General features: G+C 63.6%; 19 protein-coding genes. 9 read left to right on the top strand and 10 right to left on the bottom strand.

From position 1 onward, the window contains the following. Window positions 1-130: 130 nt before the first annotated feature. Window positions 131-799, top strand: coding sequence for a TetR/AcrR family transcriptional regulator (locus tag HMI60_RS10340; RefSeq protein ID WP_193589594.1), 669 nt, complete (start codon window positions 131-133; stop codon window positions 797-799). Next, window positions 796-2,469 (top strand): MDR family MFS transporter, encoded by a 1,674-nt coding sequence (locus tag HMI60_RS10335; RefSeq protein ID WP_193589593.1) that lies wholly within the window; start codon window positions 796-798, stop codon window positions 2,467-2,469. The genes HMI60_RS10340 and HMI60_RS10335 overlap by 4 nt, the downstream gene beginning before the upstream one ends. Here the strand turns inward: HMI60_RS10335 and HMI60_RS10330 are convergent. Both HMI60_RS10330 and HMI60_RS10325 read right to left on the bottom strand, forming a co-directional pair. Further along, the gene (locus HMI60_RS10330; protein ID WP_018777301.1) at window positions 2,466-2,942 is read right to left on the bottom strand and encodes an NUDIX domain-containing protein; all 477 of its coding nucleotides are present in this window, start codon (window positions 2,940-2,942) and stop codon (window positions 2,466-2,468) included. The two genes, HMI60_RS10335 and HMI60_RS10330, sit on opposite strands and share 4 nt — an antisense overlap. A 66-nt stretch (window positions 2,943-3,008) precedes the next feature. Then, a complete protein-coding gene (locus HMI60_RS10325) occupies window positions 3,009-3,560 on the bottom strand; it encodes an A24 family peptidase (RefSeq protein ID WP_193589592.1) in 552 nt (183 codons plus the stop codon). A 61-nt stretch (window positions 3,561-3,621) separates the two neighbouring features. Between HMI60_RS10325 and HMI60_RS10320 the strand changes: the two genes are divergently transcribed. Both HMI60_RS10320 and HMI60_RS10315 read left to right on the top strand, forming a co-directional pair. Continuing rightward, the gene (locus HMI60_RS10320; RefSeq protein WP_193589591.1) at window positions 3,622-4,383 is read left to right on the top strand and encodes a hypothetical protein; all 762 of its coding nucleotides are present in this window, start codon (window positions 3,622-3,624) and stop codon (window positions 4,381-4,383) included. A 31-nt stretch (window positions 4,384-4,414) separates the two neighbouring features. After that, window positions 4,415-5,059, top strand: coding sequence for a GNAT family N-acetyltransferase (locus HMI60_RS10315; protein WP_018777298.1), 645 nt, complete (start codon window positions 4,415-4,417; stop codon window positions 5,057-5,059). A 95-nt stretch (window positions 5,060-5,154) separates the two neighbouring features. Here the strand turns inward: HMI60_RS10315 and HMI60_RS10310 are convergent, their stop codons facing one another. Then, complete coding sequence (locus HMI60_RS10310; RefSeq protein ID WP_227453513.1) at window positions 5,155-6,549, bottom strand: PhoH family protein; 1,395 nt, start codon at window positions 6,547-6,549, stop codon at window positions 5,155-5,157. 237 nt (window positions 6,550-6,786) lie between these two features. Beyond that, window positions 6,787-7,590 (bottom strand): isoprenyl transferase, encoded by an 804-nt coding sequence (locus HMI60_RS10305; protein ID WP_051088482.1) that lies wholly within the window; start codon window positions 7,588-7,590, stop codon window positions 6,787-6,789. A gap of 107 nt (window positions 7,591-7,697) precedes the next feature. Between HMI60_RS10305 and HMI60_RS10300 the strand changes: the two genes are divergently transcribed. Then, a complete protein-coding gene (locus HMI60_RS10300; protein ID WP_039240310.1) occupies window positions 7,698-8,339 on the top strand; it encodes a hemolysin III family protein in 642 nt (213 codons plus the stop codon). Window positions 8,340-8,696: 357 nt separating this feature from the next. Here HMI60_RS10300 and HMI60_RS10295 read toward each other — a convergent pair whose 3' ends face one another. Then, window positions 8,697-9,005, bottom strand: a complete 309-nt coding sequence (locus tag HMI60_RS10295) for a hypothetical protein (RefSeq protein WP_055975197.1) — start codon at window positions 9,003-9,005, stop codon at window positions 8,697-8,699. A 106-nt stretch (window positions 9,006-9,111) separates the two neighbouring features. After that, the gene (gene mca, locus HMI60_RS10290) at window positions 9,112-10,017 is read right to left on the bottom strand and encodes a mycothiol conjugate amidase Mca (RefSeq protein WP_039240309.1); all 906 of its coding nucleotides are present in this window, start codon (window positions 10,015-10,017) and stop codon (window positions 9,112-9,114) included. 73 nt (window positions 10,018-10,090) lie between these two features. On the opposite strand from mca, the gene HMI60_RS10285 reads away from it, so the two are divergent. Together HMI60_RS10285 and greA are read left to right on the top strand one after the other, a co-directional pair. Then, window positions 10,091-10,549 (top strand): DUF4307 domain-containing protein, encoded by a 459-nt coding sequence (locus tag HMI60_RS10285; protein WP_018777292.1) that lies wholly within the window; start codon window positions 10,091-10,093, stop codon window positions 10,547-10,549. Window positions 10,550-10,701: 152 nt separating this feature from the next. After that, entirely contained in the window at window positions 10,702-11,196 is a 495-nt protein-coding gene (greA, locus tag HMI60_RS10280; protein WP_018777291.1) for a transcription elongation factor GreA, read from the top strand. Window positions 11,197-11,301: 105 nt separating this feature from the next. On the opposite strand, the gene HMI60_RS10275 is transcribed toward greA, so the two are convergent. From HMI60_RS10275 to HMI60_RS10260, 4 genes are read right to left on the bottom strand one after another with little or no spacing between them, the layout of a single operon-like run. After that, window positions 11,302-11,916, bottom strand: coding sequence for a rhomboid family intramembrane serine protease (locus HMI60_RS10275; protein ID WP_018777290.1), 615 nt, complete (start codon window positions 11,914-11,916; stop codon window positions 11,302-11,304). Between the two features lie 14 nt (window positions 11,917-11,930). Beyond that, on the bottom strand, window positions 11,931-13,169 hold the full coding sequence (gene ilvA / locus HMI60_RS10270) for a threonine ammonia-lyase (protein WP_018777289.1): 1,239 nt from the start codon (window positions 13,167-13,169) through the stop codon (window positions 11,931-11,933). A gap of 3 nt (window positions 13,170-13,172) precedes the next feature. Then, the gene (locus tag HMI60_RS10265) at window positions 13,173-14,450 is read right to left on the bottom strand and encodes an AI-2E family transporter (RefSeq protein WP_018777288.1); all 1,278 of its coding nucleotides are present in this window, start codon (window positions 14,448-14,450) and stop codon (window positions 13,173-13,175) included. A 60-nt stretch (window positions 14,451-14,510) separates the two neighbouring features. Then, a complete protein-coding gene (locus HMI60_RS10260; RefSeq protein ID WP_227453512.1) occupies window positions 14,511-15,461 on the bottom strand; it encodes an aldose 1-epimerase family protein in 951 nt (316 codons plus the stop codon). 99 nt (window positions 15,462-15,560) lie between these two features. Here HMI60_RS10260 and galT point away from each other — a divergent pair, with 99 nt between their 5' ends. Together galT and galK are read left to right on the top strand one after the other, a co-directional pair. After that, on the top strand, window positions 15,561-16,712 hold the full coding sequence (galT, locus tag HMI60_RS10255; protein WP_193589589.1) for a galactose-1-phosphate uridylyltransferase: 1,152 nt from the start codon (window positions 15,561-15,563) through the stop codon (window positions 16,710-16,712). Then, window positions 16,709-17,869: a galactokinase gene (gene galK / locus HMI60_RS10250; protein ID WP_193589588.1), complete on the top strand. Its 1,161-nt coding sequence runs from the start codon at window positions 16,709-16,711 to the stop codon at window positions 17,867-17,869. The genes galT and galK overlap by 4 nt, the downstream gene beginning before the upstream one ends. The last annotated feature ends 17 nt before the right edge of the window (window positions 17,870-17,886 follow it).

Below are 17,886 nucleotides of genomic sequence, written 5' to 3'. Positions count from 1 at the left end.
CCGGCCGTCGTCGTACCCGGGAGTTTTTGTACACCAGGTGCCCTCAAGAAACCTCCTTAGCGGCATCAGCTGTACAAAACCTCCGAGCGAGATTTTGCACCCTACAGCGTAAAGTGCAAAACTTTACTTTGTGAGTAATAGTGCAAATATCGACGGCGGCCTCCGCGAGCGCAAGCGCGCCGCCACGCGGCTGGCCATCACGGCATTCGCACGAACCCTGACCGCCGAACGCGGCCTGAATGGCTACACTGTGGAAGAGGTGTGCGAAGAGGCGGGCATCTCCCGCCGGACCTTCTTCAACTACTTCCACTCCAAGGAAGACGCAGTCATCGGAGCGTTCTCCGATGACCTGCCCCAGGATTCGCTGGATAACTTCAACCGGGATCCTGAACGGCTGCCAGACGGCATCTCCGCCACGTTGCTCGCTGCCCTGTACCACCTCACCGTGGACATCGTGGAGCGTTCCACCATCAGCCGTACCGAGATCCAGCAACTGATTGCTGCCATCAAGGCCGAGCCCCAGCTCCTGGGCCGCATGACCCTTGAAGGCGAGGCCAGGGAGCGGCAGTTCATGGAACTGATCGCCGCCCGTGAGGGCCTCTCCCCCGGACATCCGGAGATCATCATGGCCTCGGCCGTGTTCGGCGCTGTTTCCAAGAAGACATCCCATCAGTTCTTCTCGGAGGACAACACGCGGCCTTACCGCGAGCTCCTGGACCAGAACCTTGCCGCAGCCCGGAAACTCTTATCGCAACCGCTGGACACCACTCCTGCACAGACACCGAAGGACCCCGCATGAGTACACTCTCGAAGGCGGCAGAACCACTGCTGCTGACCCAGAAACGGATCTGGATCATCTTCTCGGCGCTGATCGCAGGCATGCTCCTGTCCAGCCTCGACCAAACCATCGTTTCCACCGCCATGCCCACCATCGTGGGAAAGCTCGGCGGTGTCGAGCACCAGGCCTGGATCACCACGGCCTATCTCCTGGCCACCACGATCGTCATGCCCATCTACGGCAAGTTCGGTGACATCCTGGGCCGGCGCAACCTGTTCCTGGTTGCCATCGCCCTGTTTACCCTCGCTTCGGTGGGCTGCGCTTTCGCCACCGACTTCTGGGGCTTCGTGATCTTCCGCGCCATCCAGGGTCTGGGCGGCGGCGGCCTGATGATCCTCTCGCAGGCCATCATCGCCGACATCGTTCCCGCCAAGGAGCGCGGCAAGTACATGGGTCCGCTGGGCGCCATCTTCGGTCTCTCCGCCGTCGCCGGACCGCTGCTGGGCGGCTTCTTCGTGGACCACCTCACGTGGGAATGGGCGTTCTACATCAACATCCCCATCGGAATCGCGGCCTTTATCACCGCATGGTTCACCTTGACGCTTCCCAACAAAAAGGCCGAAAAGAAGATCGACATCCTGGGAGTCATCTTCCTCTCTGCCGCCACCACCTGCCTTATCTTCTTCACCGACTTCGGCGGCAAGAAGGACGAAGGCTGGGATTCACCCCTCACCTGGGCCTTTGGCGCCGGCATGGTGCTGGCCGCTTTTGCCTTCGTCATGGTTGAACGGCGCGCCGAGGACCCCATCATTCCGCTGAGCCTGTTCAAAAACCCGATCTTCATCAACGCGACCGCCATCGGCTTCACGCTCGGCCTGGGCATGTTCGCTGCCATCGCGTTCGTTCCCACCTTCCTGCAGATGTCCTCCGGTACTTCAGCAGCCGAATCCGGGCTGCTCATGCTGCCGATGATGGTTGGCCTGATGGGCACGTCCATCTACTCCGGTATCCGTATTTCCAAGACCGGCAAGTACAAGATGTTCCCGATCCTGGGTGCGGCGTTGACCATTGCGGCCATGCTGTGGCTGACCACCCTGACGGCAGCAACCCCGATCTGGGTCATCTGCGTGCAGCTGTTCATCTTCGGAGCCGGCCTGGGGCTGATCATGCAGGTCATCGTCCTGGTGGTGCAGAACTCCGTTCCGGCGGACCAGATCGGCACGGCAACCAGCACCAACAACTACTTCCGCGAGGTCGGTGCATCACTGGGTGTCGCCGTGTTCGGTTCCATCTTCACCAACCGCCTGGCTGAATCACTCAGGGAGGCATTCACCGGTGCCGGCGCTTCTGCGGAGCAGGCTTCGCAGTCCACCAGCACGCTTGATCCCCAAGCCCTGCCGCAGCTGCCTGAGCAGTTGCGGGATGCGATTGTGAACGCGTACGCCAATTCCTTGGCTCCAGTGTTCTGGTACCTGGTGCCGTTCATCGCCATCGCCCTGGTTTTGGCCATCACGCTGAAGCAGATCCCACTCTCCGACACCGCCGGCATGGTGGCCCGTGGTGAAGCAATCGGGGGCGCGGAGGCTGACAGGCTTGAGGCTGAGCGCCGTGAAACCACGCAGACGGCGCCGGACGAGGACGACCTCAGGACGGATCGCCCGACAGCCGACGCCGGAAGCCAACAGCACTAATCCTCCATTTGGTAAGCCACGGGGCCTTCGGGCTCCGTGGCAAGCCTGATGGCTTCAAGGTTGCCGGCGCTCATCTCCGGAAGATCATCCAAGGCGAACCAGCCCACGGCCAGTGATTCGTCGTCATTGACCCTGGCGTCTCCCGAGACGTACCTGCACCGGAAGGTGATGTCCAGGAAGTCGCACACGTCGCCGTTCGGAAAGGTCACGGGACCTACAACGCCGACGCCGACAATCCGTTCCGTTTCCGCCACCACCGCAGTCTCCTCGAAGATCTCGCGCACCAGCCCTGGGGCGGGGTGTTCGCCCGGTTCGAGCATTCCGGTGATGAGGGCCCAGTGCCCGTTGTCGGCCCGCTGGCCCAGCAGCACCCTGCCTTCGTCGTCGAAGACCACTCCCCTGACGGCCGGCAGCCAGAGGGGGTCATGGCCGATCTTCTCCCGCAGTCTGAGCACAAAATCCGGGGCACCCATGGTTCAGCGTTCCTCACAAGAATGGTCGGTCCCGGCGCGGTTTGCAGCCTTGCAGACAGGCTAGCCTCATGCGGGCAGCAGCACCATCGCAACAGCTGCTCCGGCCAGCATGAAAGGACCGAACGGAATGGCCGAACGCAGCGTTCCCCGCCGTGCGGCAAGGATGAACAAGCTCCACAGCCCTCCCAGGAGGAAGGCCGCAAAGGTTCCGGCAAAGATGTGGCTCCAACCCAAATAGCCCAGGTAGAGGCCCAGCACCCCGGCCAGCTTCACGTCGCCAAAGCCCATCCCTGGTGGATGGATGAACCGCAGCACGAAATAGAAGAACCAGAGGGCCGCGCCGCCGGCCAGAACCGCCAGCCCGGGCACCCCCAACAGAGTGGCGGATGCTGCCCCTCGCGTAGGGGTACCGGGGAGCGACGCCGCGATCGCGGCACCGAGCAACAGCACTCCGGCCACACCGTAGGACGGAAGCACAATCCGGTTGGGCAGCAAGTGGCTGCGGACGTCGATGACCGTGAGCCGGACAGCCATCACCACGAAATACAGGCAGGCTGCCGCCACCAGCCAAAAACCCAGCGGGCTGGCTGTCCAGAGCTCGGAGAGTCGTCGGATCACCCTCGGATGCTACCCCGTTTTGCTCGTCCGACCCGTTTGAACGCTTGGGTAAACTGTGGATATGGGGCGCTACAGTGCAGACGAACCGGGCTTTGACTTGTCCTCCACATTCCGGAATCTATGCCGTTCTTCGCCATGGAAGTGGACCACCCTGCGATTTGAATATCTTGAGCGGCCCGGCAGTGGCGCCAATATTGTCCGTGCCTGGCTGCGGCGCCCGGGGGCCCTCCGCCTTGAGACGGCTGACGGTCAATTGCTCCACAGCACCACCGGCATCAACGACTCCCGGGATGACCTGTACGTCAGCTCCACGCGACGGTCCTGGCTGCTGCCGGCGCATCTGGTAACCCCTGTCTACGACGACGCCGGGCTGGTGCGCAGGCGTCCCGAGGCGGCGTACGGTGAGCCGTCCTTCGGCAATGGCCGCCTGGCTGCAGCCTTGGATCCAGTGGAGTTGGCCGGCAACGCGCCGGTTCCCATCGAATTCCCGGACACCAACCGCGTCTTCCTCGAACCCCCCATGGAAGTGGACCACGAGGGCCGTCCTGCCCTGGAAACCATCGTTAGGCCCAGCCGGACCTACGTTCCTTCCGATCCCGCCCAGCCTTTGGTCCATCCCGGCCGGACGCTGATCAGGATCGACACCGGAACAGGGGTCTGCGTGGCCAGCCAGAGCCTGGATGGCGACACTTCCGGTACGGGCCACTGGCTGAAGATCCTGGGTGTCGACGAGTACATGCTCGATGACCTGTTCCTGGCGGAGTCCATGAACCTCACGGACGTCCGGCGGCACATTCCGTGGGACATCGGCCCGGCCGCCTGACCGCGCCGCCTTTTCGGGCTAAGCTACGGCGATGACATCGCTGGCAGACATCTGGCCCCCGTTCGGACTCATTCTCACCACCCCGAGGCTGACCGTCCGTCCGATTCTCGACGACGACATCCCCGCCGCTGTGGACGCGGCCCGCTCAGGTATCCACGAACCCGGCAAGAGCCCCTTCAGCACGCCGTGGGCTGAAATGCCGGCGGACGAGCTGGCACCGAACATGGCCCAGTGGTACTGGCGGTGCCGCGGAAACTTCACCAAGGATTCCTGGACCCTCCTCCTGGCGGTCTGGCGCGACGACGAATTCCTCGGCGTACAGGACCTCGGTGCCAAGAACTTCGCGACGCTCAAAACAGTAAGCACGGGTTCCTGGCTCAAGCAGTCCGCGCAGGGCCAGGGCGTCGGCAAGGAGATGCGCGCCGCCGTCGTCAGCTACGCCTTCGATTACCTTGGCGCCGAAGTGGCCGAATCCGAAGCAGCGTCGTGGAACCAACAATCCCTGGGCGTCTCCACCAGCCTCGGCTACGAACTCAACGGCATCTCCCGGGACGGCTGGGGAGAAAAAATCGAAGAAGTCCAAAGAGTCCGTCTCACCCCCACCACCTTCAAACGCCCCGACTGGACCCTCAAAGTCCAGGGCCACGAAGAACTAAAGAACTACCTGAAGCTGTAACTGCACCTGCACCTGCGTCGTGTCTAAGCGACGGCGAAGGGCCGTGGCCCGGCGAACCGGACCACGGCCCTGGACACCACGTTCCAAGGAGATGCTTAGATCTCGGCGCCCTCCAGCAATTCCGTAACAAGGGCAGCAATCGGCGAACGCTCGGACCGGGTCAGCGTGATGTGCCCGAACAGCGGATGTCCCTTGAGGGTCTCCACGACGGCGGCAACGCCGTCGTGCCGTCCCACGCGCAGGTTGTCGCGCTGGGCAACATCGTGGGTGAGGACGATCTTGGAGTTTTGACCGATGCGGCTCATGACGGTCAGCAGGACGTTCTTTTCGAGCGACTGGGCTTCATCCACGATGACGAAGGCGTCGTGCAGCGAACGCCCGCGGATGTGGGTCAGGGGCAGGACTTCCAGCATGCCGCGGTCCATGACTTCTTCCACGACTTCCTGGCTGACCAACGCGCCGAGGGTATCGAACACGGCCTGGGCCCACGGGTTCATTTTTTCGGACTCGGATCCGGGAAGGTAGCCGAGCTCCTGGCCGCCCACTGCGTACAGGGGCCGGAAGACGACCACCTTCCGGTGCTCACGGCGCTCCAGTACGGCTTCAAGGCCTGCGCAGAGGGCGAGCGCGGACTTGCCTGTGCCGGCCCGTCCGCCGATGGACACGATGCCCACGGAAGGGTCCATGAGCATGTCGATGGCCAGCCGCTGTTCGGCGGAGCGTCCGTGGAGGCCAAAGACGTCCCGGTCGCCCTTGACCAGACGGACCTGCTTGTCGGCTCCCACGCGACCCAGAGCGGATCCCCTGTTCGACAGAAGCACCAGTCCGGTGTTCACGGGGAGTTCGGCGGCTGCGGGAATGAAGACAGGTTCATGGCCGTAGAGCGTGGTGATTTCGTCGTCGTTGGCTTCTATTTCCGCCATGCCGGTCCAGCCGGAGTCCTTGACGAGTTCGTTGCGGTACTCGTCCGCCTGGAGTCCCATGGCGGACGCCTTGACCCGCATGGGGAGGTCTTTGGAGACCACCGTGACGTTGTGGCCCTCGTTGGCCAGGTTCTTGGCCACGGCCAGGATCCGGCTGTCGTTGTCGCCACCGCGGAAGCCCGCAGGAAGCACGTCCGGGGAAATGTGGTTCATTTCCACCCTGAGCAGCCCGCCGTCGTTTCCCAGGGGAATCGCCCGGTCCAGTCCGCCGTGTTCGATCCTGAGGTCGTCGAGGAGACGCAGGGCTTTCCTGGCGAAGTAGCCAAGTTCCGGATCGTGGCGCTTTCCCTCGAGTTCACTGATGACCACGATGGGAACTATGACCTCATGTTCTGCGAACCGCAGGAGTGCGTGGGGATCGGAAAGCAGGACGGATGTATCGATCACATAGCTGCGGCCCGTGGCGGACGCTGTTGCCCGCGCTTTTTGTGGGACCCGCTTGGCGCGAAAGGTAGCTGCACTTTCCCCGTCGGAAACCATTGCGGGCAGTTGCTCAGAAATAGCCACATCGACTCCAGCCCCGGGCGGTCGCCCGGCCTAATGGTGAAGCGGCTCGGCCGGAAGGCCGGGCGTGGCCTCCCATGTAACTGGTGCGATGTTCCGCTCCATATACTGGCCTCCCCGATCAGCGGGCGGTTTTGCCTGCTGATGGGATTAACGTAATCCCCGACACATTCATTTCCGCAATCCGTCGTCGGCAAGTCGCATGTCGGGCTCGTTAATTTTCGGTGAACCGCGCCTGGGCTAGGTTCCGTAGCGGCGCTGCCGCCCGGCATAATCCCTGAGCGCACGGAGGAAATCGACCTTGCGGAAGGCGGGCCACAGGGCTTCGCAGAAGTAGAACTCGCTGTAAGCGCTTTGCCACATGAGGAATCCGGAGAGCCGCTGCTCGCCTGAAGTGCGGATTACCAGGTCCGGATCGGGTTGGCCCCGGGTGTAGAGGAACCGGGAGATGTCGTCCACTGAAAGTTCATCTGCCACCTCGGTCATGGTGCGTCCTTTGGAGGCGGCGTCGTGCAGGAGTTCCCTAACGGCGTCGACAATTTCGCGGCGGCCACCGTAGCCGACTGCGACGTTGACGTGGATCTTTTCGTGGACCGGCGTCCGGGACGTGAGTTTGTTCAGCCGATCAGCCAGGTAGTCCGGCAAAAGTTCCGGTGCTCCCATGGCATGAACAGACACGTCTTCGTCTTCGTCGAGCCGGTCCATGGTGTTGGCGATGATGCCCATGAGCAGGTCCAGTTCCTCACCGGAGCGGTTCATGTTGTCCGTGGAGAGCATGTAGAGCGTGACGACCTTGACGCCCAGTTCCTGGCACCATCCCAGAAATTCGTGGATTTTGTCTGCGCCGGCCTGGTGTCCTTGGCTGGTGGGGGCATTGAACTGGCGCGCCCAGCGCCGGTTGCCGTCCACCATGACGCCGATGTGCCGTGGGATCTGGTCCTGCTTGAGTGAGCGCAGGAGTTTGCGCTCGTAGAAGCCATAGAGGAAACCGGGCAGCTCCACCGGACTCTCACCTGACTTCCTTGCTTGTACGACGACGCACATCCAAGGCTACCTTCCCGAGCTGCCGGGGCGGTGCAGTGGACAGTCAAAAACCGCCCAACACTTGTTACCCAGAAGTAACTTACCGAAACGTAGGTTATTCTTGGAGCATGGCTGAGCTCCTCGAAACCAAGCCCCTCTGGCGTGGATGGATCCACGCAGTTGCCGCTCCTTTTGCACTTGCAGCAGGGATAGTCCTGGTGACGGTTGCTCCCACTCCGGACCGCAAAGTCACGTCCACCATCTATGCCCTGACCGGTTTCCTGCTGTTTGGCGTCAGCGCCGTGTACCACCGGGGAAACTGGTCCCCTAAGGTCCGCATGCTCCTCAAACGGCTGGACCATACCAACATCATGCTGGTGATCGCCGGGAGCTACACGCCCCTGGCATGGTCCCTGCTGGAACGCTCTGAAGCTGTCACCTTGCTATGGCTTGTGTGGTCCGGGGCGATCGTCGGCGTCTTGTTCCGGATTCTGTGGACCCATGCTCCGCGCTGGCTCTACGTCCCGGTTTACATCGCCCTCGGTTGCGGGGCCCTGTTCTACCTGCCGCAGTTTTTCGCCGCGAATGCCGCCGCAGCCATCCTCATATGCGTCGGCGGCGCCCTGTACATTGCCGGCGCAGTGTTCTACGCCCTCAAGAAGCCAAACTTCAGCGCCCGGAACTTTGGTTTCCACGAACTGTTCCACGCCTTCACCGTGCTGGCCTTCGCCGCGCACTTCATCGCCATCATGATGGCCGTCCTGAGCTAGCCCGGACAAACGCTAGCCCGGAAAGACGGGTTCACCGCCCACAGCCATGGCCGCCAGCCGCGCCCCAGCCATGGAGGCAGCAACGGGACGTCACTCCGGGGGCCGCCGACGCGTCGTCGTACGTTTGATGGGCGACCACCACCCCTGGGCGGGCGACGTCAGCAACGCGCCGCACAGTTCGCGGCGATGCCGCGAGCCAGGACCGGCGACGGCGGCCGCAACCCGGCAGCGGCAAACGCCAAGCCGTCATCCCCGAACGGACGGCAGTGGACGGGATTGCCCGCGTGTTGCCGGAGATAGGCAGAGGGTTCCGAACCCAAGGCATCGCTTGCCCCGGGACAGCCGGTTCCGCCCGTTTTAGCGGGCTCCGGGGCCGCCATTGCCGATCTCGTCAGTGGGACCGCCGCTTTGTGCCGGATTCCCGTCCGCGGACGGCTCACCCGCTTCAGCAGCCAGACGGGCTTCCTCTACCTGTGCGCGATAGCGGACGCGTCGGATCCTCCGGACCATGTCCACGATCAGGAAGGTAGTGAGGATCACGATGAAGGCCGTGAGGACGAAACCCCACGTGCCCGGCGTCACCTGATCCTCGGACAGGCCGGGCCGCAGCGTGCCCGTGGGATCGGGCGACGGAGTGACGGTCAGGGCGAGAATCAAGTGGTGCACGGTCAAACCTTCTATGGGAACTGGTGCGCGCCGGCCGGCAAAGCGTAACCGGGATGCTGATGGGCCATCCGGTAATTTCTACGAACGATAGAAACTACCGGCGTTCTTATCTTATCCCTGCGAAGAGATCCTTTTCCGGCAGCTCGGAAGGCACACGGGACTTGATCAGGGTGTAGTCCTCCCAAGGCCATGTGGTCCGCTGCAGCTCCGGCGATACGGCAAAGAAGAAGCCCAAAGGGTCGATCTGGGTGCGGTGGGCCCGCAGGGCGTCGTCGCGGACCTCGAAGTAGTCGCCGCAGTCGATCTGGGTTGTGGTCTGGTGACCGCCGGCGGGTGGCGTGTGTCCCTCGGCGTCGGCCTCCAACCACGCCGCCAGCCGCTCGGCGTACGGAGACTGCAGCCCTGCTTCCTCCAACGCGAAATGGAGGGCACGGAAACGTGCGGGGCTGAAAGCACGGTCGTAGTAGAGCTTGTCCGGGGCCCACGGCTCGCCCATGCCGGGATAGCGTTCGGGATCGCCCGCGGCTTCATAAGCTTCAACCGCCACCTTATGGGCCATGATGTGGTCCGGATGCGGATAACCGCCGTTTTCGTCGTAGCTGAGGATGACGTGCGGCTTGAACTGACGAACCAGGCGCACAAGTGGAGCTGAAGCCCGCTCCAGCGGCTGCAACGCGAAGCATCCCGGCGGCAGCGGCGGGAGGGGATCTCCTTCCGGCAGGCCTGAGTCCACGAATCCGAGCCAGCGCTGTTTGATTCCCAGCACCGCTGCCGCGTTGGCCATTTCCAGCCGGCGCGCACCGGCCATGTCACGCTTGGGATGCGGGGCATCCTCCATGGCGGGGTTCTGGATGTCTCCACGTGATCCGTCCGTGCACGTGGCGACCATGACGTCCACGCCTGCGGCGGCGTACATCGCCATGGTTGCTGCACCCTTGCTGGACTCATCATCCGGGTGGGCGTGGACGGCGAGCAGCCGCAGCTGCTGGTCGGAACTGCTGGACGCTGTCACGTGACGGCTCCTCTTTCATGGATCTGCTTCAGGGGCGGCAAAGTGCCACCGGGATCGGCACTAAACTGGATGGGTGACTTCAGAGGACCTTTCGGCCACCCAAGTACCGGCAAGCACCAGCCTAGCCAATCGCTACGGCGGTCAAAAGCGCGCCATGACAGGCAAAACCAAGCGGAACATCATCATCGCCGCGCTGGTGGTCGCCATTGGCTTGGCCGGGTATGTCGCGACAGGGTCCGCGCAGGCTCCGGTCACGTTCAAGGACATTGGCTACAGCACGGTGGACGACACCCAGGCCGAGGTCGATTACCAAGTCACCAAGTCCCCTCGCGCCACCGCGAAATGCGCCATCAAGGCCCTGGACTCGAAGTTCGCGGTAGTGGGTTGGAAGGTGGTCGAGATCGGCGCCAACGAGCCCCAGGACGACCCCGACGGCGGGAGGACCACTGTCCAGCGGACCACCCTGAGGACCGAGTCCCCGTCCGTCTCCGGCGTCGTGGATAACTGCTGGATTGTGGACAGCGGCAAATAACAAACGTGTGACCTACGGCTCAACCGGTTTGGGTTCGTCCAGAGGATTTACTACAATGGATGAAACCTTCACCCCGTTAAGTTGGTTACTGAGTTTTACGAGTGGCCACCTCGGCGGGGTCTTTTGCATTGTCAGATCTAGAGGAGAAATCCGTGTCTACCACCAACAGCGCCACTGCGGCTTGGCTTACCCAGGAAGCTTTCGACCGCTTGAAGGCTGAGCTGGACCACCTTTCCGGCGCTGGCCGGGCGGAAATCGTCCAGAAGATCGAAGCTGCCCGCCAGGAAGGCGACCTCAAGGAAAACGGCGGCTACCACGCAGCCAAGGAGGAGCAGGGCAAGATCGAAGCCCGTATCCGCCAGCTGACCGCCCTTCTGCGCGATGCGCATGTGGGCGAGGCCCCGGCCGACGACGGAATCGTCGAGCCCGGCATGCTGGTTGTTGCCCGCATCGCCGGTGACGAAGAGACGTTCCTGCTGGGCTCGCGCGAAATCGCCGGAGATTCCGATCTGGATGTCTTCAGCGAGAAGTCGCCCCTCGGTGCAGCCATCATCGGCCACAAGGAAGGCGACAGCCTCAGCTACGTCGCTCCCAACGGCAAGGAAATCGCGGTAGAGATCGTCTCCGCCAAGCCGTACGTCGCCTAGGCATCAGCCCGGGCACCACAAGCACGACGCCGGCCCCCTCCTTTGTGGAGGGGGCCGGCGTTTTTTGTGCCCGGCCCAGCTTTGGGACTTACTGTCCCCGTTGGGTCAGGGGGTGATGGCGGGCTTGGGCCGTAGCAAGAGGGCCGCGATGATGCCGCCGATGGCGCCACCCAGGTGGGCCTGCCAGGAGATGTAACCCATCACCGTAGGCAACACCCCGAAGAGGATGCTGCCGTAGGCCATGAACAGCACCACGGACAGCAGGATCTGCCACCAGCTCCGGTTGAAGAAACCCCGGACCAGTAGGAACGCGAAGAAGCCGAACACCAACCCGGAGGCCCCAACCGTCACCCCTCCCCCGCCGATGAGCCACACAGTCAGCCCCGAGCCCAGCCAACTGAACGCCAGGGCCGTGATGAACACGCGGATGCCGGACAGGAACACCAGGAAACCGAAGATGATCAGCGGCAAGGTGTTCGAGATCAGGTGGTTGAAGTTTGCGTGAAGCAAAGGAAAGGTGAGGATGTCCAGGACACCGTCCATGGAGCGTGGGCGGAGTCCGAAAGTGGCGTTCAGGGCGTGCCGCATCAGCGTATTGAGAATCTCGATGACGTAGAGCAGGACCACGAACCCGCCCATGAAGAGCAGGCCGCCCTTCGCCCGTCCGGCCAGCGATTCCTCGGCTTCGGCTCTTGATCCTTCAGGCGTTCCAAGCACCATGGGCGCTCCTCCCGTCAGTGCACCACGATCGGCTGGAAGCCCTCGGCCCGCAAGGCGCCAAGGACCTGTTCGCCGTGTTCGTGGCCCTTCGTTTCCAGGTTGATGGTGATGGAGACATCGCCCATGCTGATGGAACCGCCAAGGCGCGTGTGGTCCAGGCCGGTCACGTTGGCATCGTTCTCTGCGATGATCCGGGCGATCGTAGCCAATGAGCCGGGACGGTCATCGAGCATCATACGGACCGTCATGAAGCGGCCTGCAGCCGACAAACCGCGCTGGATGACCTTCAGCATCAGCATGGGATCGATGTTGCCGCCGGAAAGCACGACGGCGGTGTTCCCTGGGTTTTCGATCTTGCCGTCCATCAGTGCGGCTACTCCCACCGCGCCGGCGGGCTCAACGACCATCTTTGCGCGTTCCAGCAGGAAAATGAGCGCACGGGCCAATGAGTCTTCGCTGACGGTGACAACGTCGTCCACAAGCTCGCGGATGATGCTGAACGGCAGCTGTCCCGGTCGTCCCACTGCGATGCCGTCAGCCATCGTGGATACCTTCTTGAGCGGCACCAGGGCATCGGCAGCCAGGGAGGGCGGGTATGCCGCGGCGTTTTCTGCCTGCACACCAATGACCCTGATCTCACGGCCAAGCTCCTTGGCGCGGGCTTTGATGGCCACGGCCACGCCGGCCAGCAGTCCACCGCCGCCGACGCCCATAAGGATGGTGTCCACATTGGGGATCTGTTCCAGGATCTCCAGTCCGATGGTGCCTTGACCCGCTACGACATCCACGTTGTCAAAGGGGTGCACGAACACGGCACCGGTTTCGTTGGCGTAGCGTTGCGCTTCGGCCAGTGCCTCGTCCACATTGTGGCCGTGAAGGATGACCTCTGCCCCGTGGCTGCGCGTGGCGGCGAGTTTGGGGAGGGCGACGCCCAGCGGCATGTAGATCCGGGCGTTGATGCCCAGGCTCTTGGCGGCCACTGCGACACCTTGGGCGTGGTTGCCGGCGGAGGCCGCCACTACACCGCGCTTCTTTTCGTCGGCAGTGAGGCGGGCCATGCGTACATAGGCACCACGGACTTTGAACGAGCCGGCGCGCTGCAGGTTCTCACACTTGAAGAAGACATTTCCGCCCACAAGGTGGCCCAGCGCCCGGGACGACTCCACCGGAGTCTTGGTAATAATGCCCTCGAGCAGCTCCTGCGCCTTGAGGACATCGTCCAGGGTGACGGGCAGGGTATCGAGGGTATTCACTGACTATTCTCCTTTGTTGGTGTCGGCCTCGGGGCCCTCAGCAGAGGTGCTCCCCGGAGCCTTGGTCGTGCCGGCGCCGCCCCTGGCGAGACGGGATTCGGACTTTGGAAGGTGCACTTCCTTGAAGTTGGCGTCGCCGGAACCCGCGGAAGCGGCCGCCGGTTGGAGTCCGGCGCCACCCAATCCTTCATCATGTTCCCACGTCCGGCCGGCAATGTAGCGAACTGCCGTGTTTACTACGGCGAGCAGGGGAACTGCGAACAGGGCTCCCGGGATGCCTGCCAGATAAGAGCCTGCAGCCACCGAGAGGATGACGGCCACCGGGTGCAGGGCAACAGCCTTGCCCATGACCAGCGGCTGCAGGATGTGACTCTCAAGCTGCTGCACCAGCAGGACGATGGCCAGCATGATCAGGGCATTGACGGGCCCATTGGCGACGAGGGCCAGCAGCACCGCGATGGCACCGGTGACCAGCGCGCCCACAACAGGGATGAACGAGCCGATGAAAACAAGGACGGCGAGGGGCAGTGCCAAGGGGACCTGGATGATCGCAGCACCGACACCAATGCCCACGGCGTCCACGAAGGCAACAAACATCTGGATACGGACGTAGCTGACCATCGAGGTCCAACCCCGCCGGCCTGCACCGTCAGTTGCCCTCCGCGCCGTTTTAGGCAGAAGGCGTACCAGGAAGGCCCAGATCCGGCTTCCCTCCAGCAGGAAGAAGATCAGGATGAACAGCGCCAGCACCAGGCCGGCCGCGAAGTGTCCTGCGGTACTGCCAAAGGACAAGGCACCGCTGAGGATGCTGCTGCTGTTGTTCTGCAGGGCGTTGGCACCATCGGCGATGTACTGGTCGATCTGGTCGGCGGTGAGATGGAGGGGGCCGTCGGCCAGCCAGGTCTGGATCTGCTGGATTCCGGCGAGCGCTTCCTGCCACAGTGCGCCGAAGCCGGAAACCAACTGCCGGCCCACAAGAGCCAGGGCGCCGGCAATGACGCCGATGAACCCGACTACGGTAATGGCGACGGCAGCGCCATTGGGAAGTTTGCGGCTCCGCAACCAGGCCACCACCGGATAGAGCAGACCGGCCAGCAGCGCTGCCACCATGACGGGGATGATGAGGAAGCTGACCTTCCCCAGGAGCCACACCAGAGCACCGATCATGAGCAGTATCAGACCTGCCCGCCACGACCAGGCTGCAGCAATGCGCACCCCATAGGGGATGTCCTCGGCGATTTGGCGGTCAGAACGGGGCTTGGCGTCCGGTGTTGGCGTCATGAACCCATAATTCCGTAGCCCGCTCCGTATGGGAAACCGACCCGCAGGCAGCGCCGCGGACTAAAGGGATGCAGTAATGCCCCAGTTCATGGTGAACGACTCCCCCGGCGCCAACCAGCGGAGGCCGTCACCACTGTTGAAGGCGTTCGCCGGGCCAGTCATCGGTTCGATGGCCACTGCCCTGGAACGTCCAGGAAAGGTGTCAGTGATGAAGACATGGACATACTGGCAGTTCGTGTCCTGCTCCAGGCTTACACTGCGGCCATCAGGTGCGGTGAGCGTATGGCGGGCCACGCCGCCGTCGAACTCCAGGTCCGTTAACGCGACGTCCACCAATGACGGGCCAACCGCGATGCCTGATGAAAAGTCGTACGGCCCGTCCGCCGGGGCCGTGCTGCGCGGGATCAGGCGCTCATCCGCCACAAGCCGGGTCCGGGCGTTGACGGTAAGGATGAGGTCTTCGGGGGCAGTGTCGCCCAAGCGCAAGTAAGGGTGGGCGCCAAGGACAAAAGGAGCCGGGCTCTGCGCCTGGTTGATCAAGGTCTGGGAAACACGGAGGTCCAGGGCGTCGTCGAGTTCGTAGCGCACCCGGTGAAGCACCAGAAACGGGTAGCCGTGCTGGGGAAAAACGGTGGCTTCCAGGGTGACGGAGAATTCGGACTCATCCACCAGCGCATAGCCGGTGTTGCGCAATAGTCCGTGGCTGGCGTTGTTGCGTGAAACTTCCGTGATGTCGAGCTGCTGCTTCTTGCCGTCGAGGTACCAGATTCCGTCTTCCACCCGGTTGGCCCACGGCGCAAGGGTGATGCCGGTGGCCCCTGGAGAGATTTCAGCGTCGCCGTAGCTCTCGGTCAGCTGGATGCCGCCGCGGGAGTACAGCCGCAGTCCCGCAGCCAGTTCCGTGACGACAGCAACGGCGTTGTCCCGTCGCAGCTCGAACTGCCGCCCCGTGGCGAAACGGCGGGATTCGGGGTGGTGGGCGCTGTCGGCTGGCATCGAAGAGGCAGGCATGGCATTACCGTACTGCATTCGGAAGGTCGGACCGGACCCGGCAATGTTTGCTTTTGTTAGAAACTATGCGCTTTTGGTCATTTGTGGAACAATGAAGTCATGAGCCGCATCACCACAACCCGCCTGGCGGACAGCCGGGAGCTGATCTACTTTGACGACCCCGGAACGCCGGAACGGTCACCGGAATCACTGGTTGACCATCGCCGGCTCCCCGCGCGGGGCGAGCCCGGCGAAGTCAGGTACGACGCATTGTCAGGAGACTGGGTGGCTGTGGCAGCCCACCGGCAAACACGGACGCATCTCCCCCCGGCTGATCAGTGCCCCATCTGCCCCACCACTGCCGCGAACCCCTCGGAGATTCCGGCGCCGGACTACGACGTCGTGGTGTTTGAAAACCGCTTCCCGTCCCTGGGACCGGCCCTGGGCGACATCCCTCCGCTGCCTGCAGCGGGACAGAACGCCCACGGCATCACAGGTCCCGCTTTTGGCCGCTGTGAGGTCGTGGCTTTCACGCCGCAGCATACTGGCTCCTTCGCAGGGTTGGGCGAGACCCGCGCCCGGACAGTGATCGAAGCGTGGGCTCAGCGGACCGAGGCGCTGAGCGCCCTGCCCGGCATCAAGCAGGTCTTCCCCTTCGAGAACCGCGGCGCCGACATCGGCGTCACCCTGCACCACCCGCACGGCCAGATCTACGCCTACCCGTACGTGACGCCGCGGGCCGCCCAGCTCGGTGCCGTGGCCCGCAAGTATTACGACGACGTCGACGCGAAGGAAACGCTCGGGGCCTCGCTCCTGAAGGCGGAACGTGAAGACGGCAGCCGCATGGTCCTGGAGGCCGAGCACTTCAGCGCCTATGTTCCCTTCGCTGCGCGCTGGCCCTTGGAAATCCACCTGGTGCCCCACCGCAGCGTGCCTGACCTTGCGGCGCTCACAGGCGCCGAGCGGGACGAGCTCTCGCACGTCTACCTGGACCTGCTCAAGCGCCTCGACGCCCTGTACCCCACTCCCATGCCGTACATCTCCGCGTGGCACCAGGCACCACTGGATCCCTCGCTTCGTCCGGCGGGCCAACTGCACCTGCAGCTCACCTCCCCCCGGCGCGCGGCCGATAAGCTCAAGTACCTGGCCGGATCGGAAGCGGCCATGGGAGCGTTCATCAACGACACCACCCCCGAAGCCGTGGCCGAGCGGCTCCGCAACGTCGCCGTTGCACCGGCCACCGACAAGACCATGGAAGGCATCCGAGCATGACCACCACCACGGACGCCAGCGCCCTCACCGCCCGTTTCCAGGAAACGTTCGGAGCAGCTCCCGACGGCGTGTGGCAGGCCCCGGGACGCGTCAACCTGATCGGCGAACATACCGATTACAACGAAGGCTTTGTGCTTCCCTTCGCCATCGACAGGACGGCGAAGGTGGCCCTGCGCGTCCGCGACGATTCGACGGTGCGCATGCTGTCCACATTCGGCGGCCACGGGATGGTGGAAGCCAGTCTCGTGGAGCTGGAACCCGGCTCGGGCGAAGGCTGGTCCCGTTATCCCCTGGGAGTCGCCTGGGCCTTGCAGGAGCGCGGCATCACCGTACCCGGCTTTGACCTGCTGCTCGATTCCGACGTCCCCTCGGGCGCCGGACTGTCTTCCTCCCACGCCATCGAGTGCGCCGTCATCTCCGCACTCAACGAACTCACGGGTGCCGGCTTTGCGGCGGAGGAGCTTGTCCTGGCCACCCAGCGCGCCGAAAACATCTTTGTCGGAGCTCCCACGGGAATCATGGACCAGTCGGCATCCCTGCGTGGCGCCAAGGGACACGCTGTCTTCCTCGATTGCCGCGACCAACACGTTGAGTTGGTCCCGTTCGACGCCGAGGCCTCGGGCCTGGTCCTGCTGGTTATCGACACCAAGGTCTCACACTCACACGCCGACGGCGGATACGCCTCGCGCCGCGCGTCCTGCGAGCTGGGAGCCGAAATCCTCGGCGTTAGAGCACTGCGCGACGTCGGCGTCGAGGATTTGGAGGAAGCTTCCGGGCTGCTGGATGAGACCACGCTTCGGCGGGTGCGTCACGTGGTCACCGAAAACGACCGCGTTCTCCAAACCGTCGAGATACTTGGCACCCGGGGACCTGCGAGCATTGGAGCCCTGCTGGACGCCAGCCACGTTTCCATGCGCGACGACTTCGAGATCTCCTGCCCCGAGCTCGATCTGGCCGTGGATACCTCCCGTGCCAGCGGCGCAATCGGTGCGCGAATGACCGGCGGCGGTTTCGGTGGTTCTGCCATCGCCCTGACGCCGGTGGGCCAGGAACAGCAGGTGAGGGACGCCGTCGTGCGTTCCTTTGCGGAGGCGGGCTTCACCGCACCGGACATCTTCACTGTCACCCCCGCTGCAGGCGCCTTCCGCCTGGCCTGACGCGCCCGGCCTGCGCC

This window comes from Paenarthrobacter sp. YJN-D, from assembly GCF_015040335.1.
In the GTDB taxonomy this organism is placed as follows: domain Bacteria; phylum Actinomycetota; class Actinomycetes; order Actinomycetales; family Micrococcaceae; genus Arthrobacter; species Arthrobacter nicotinovorans.
This window is presented reverse-complemented; position numbering and strand designations above follow the sequence as displayed.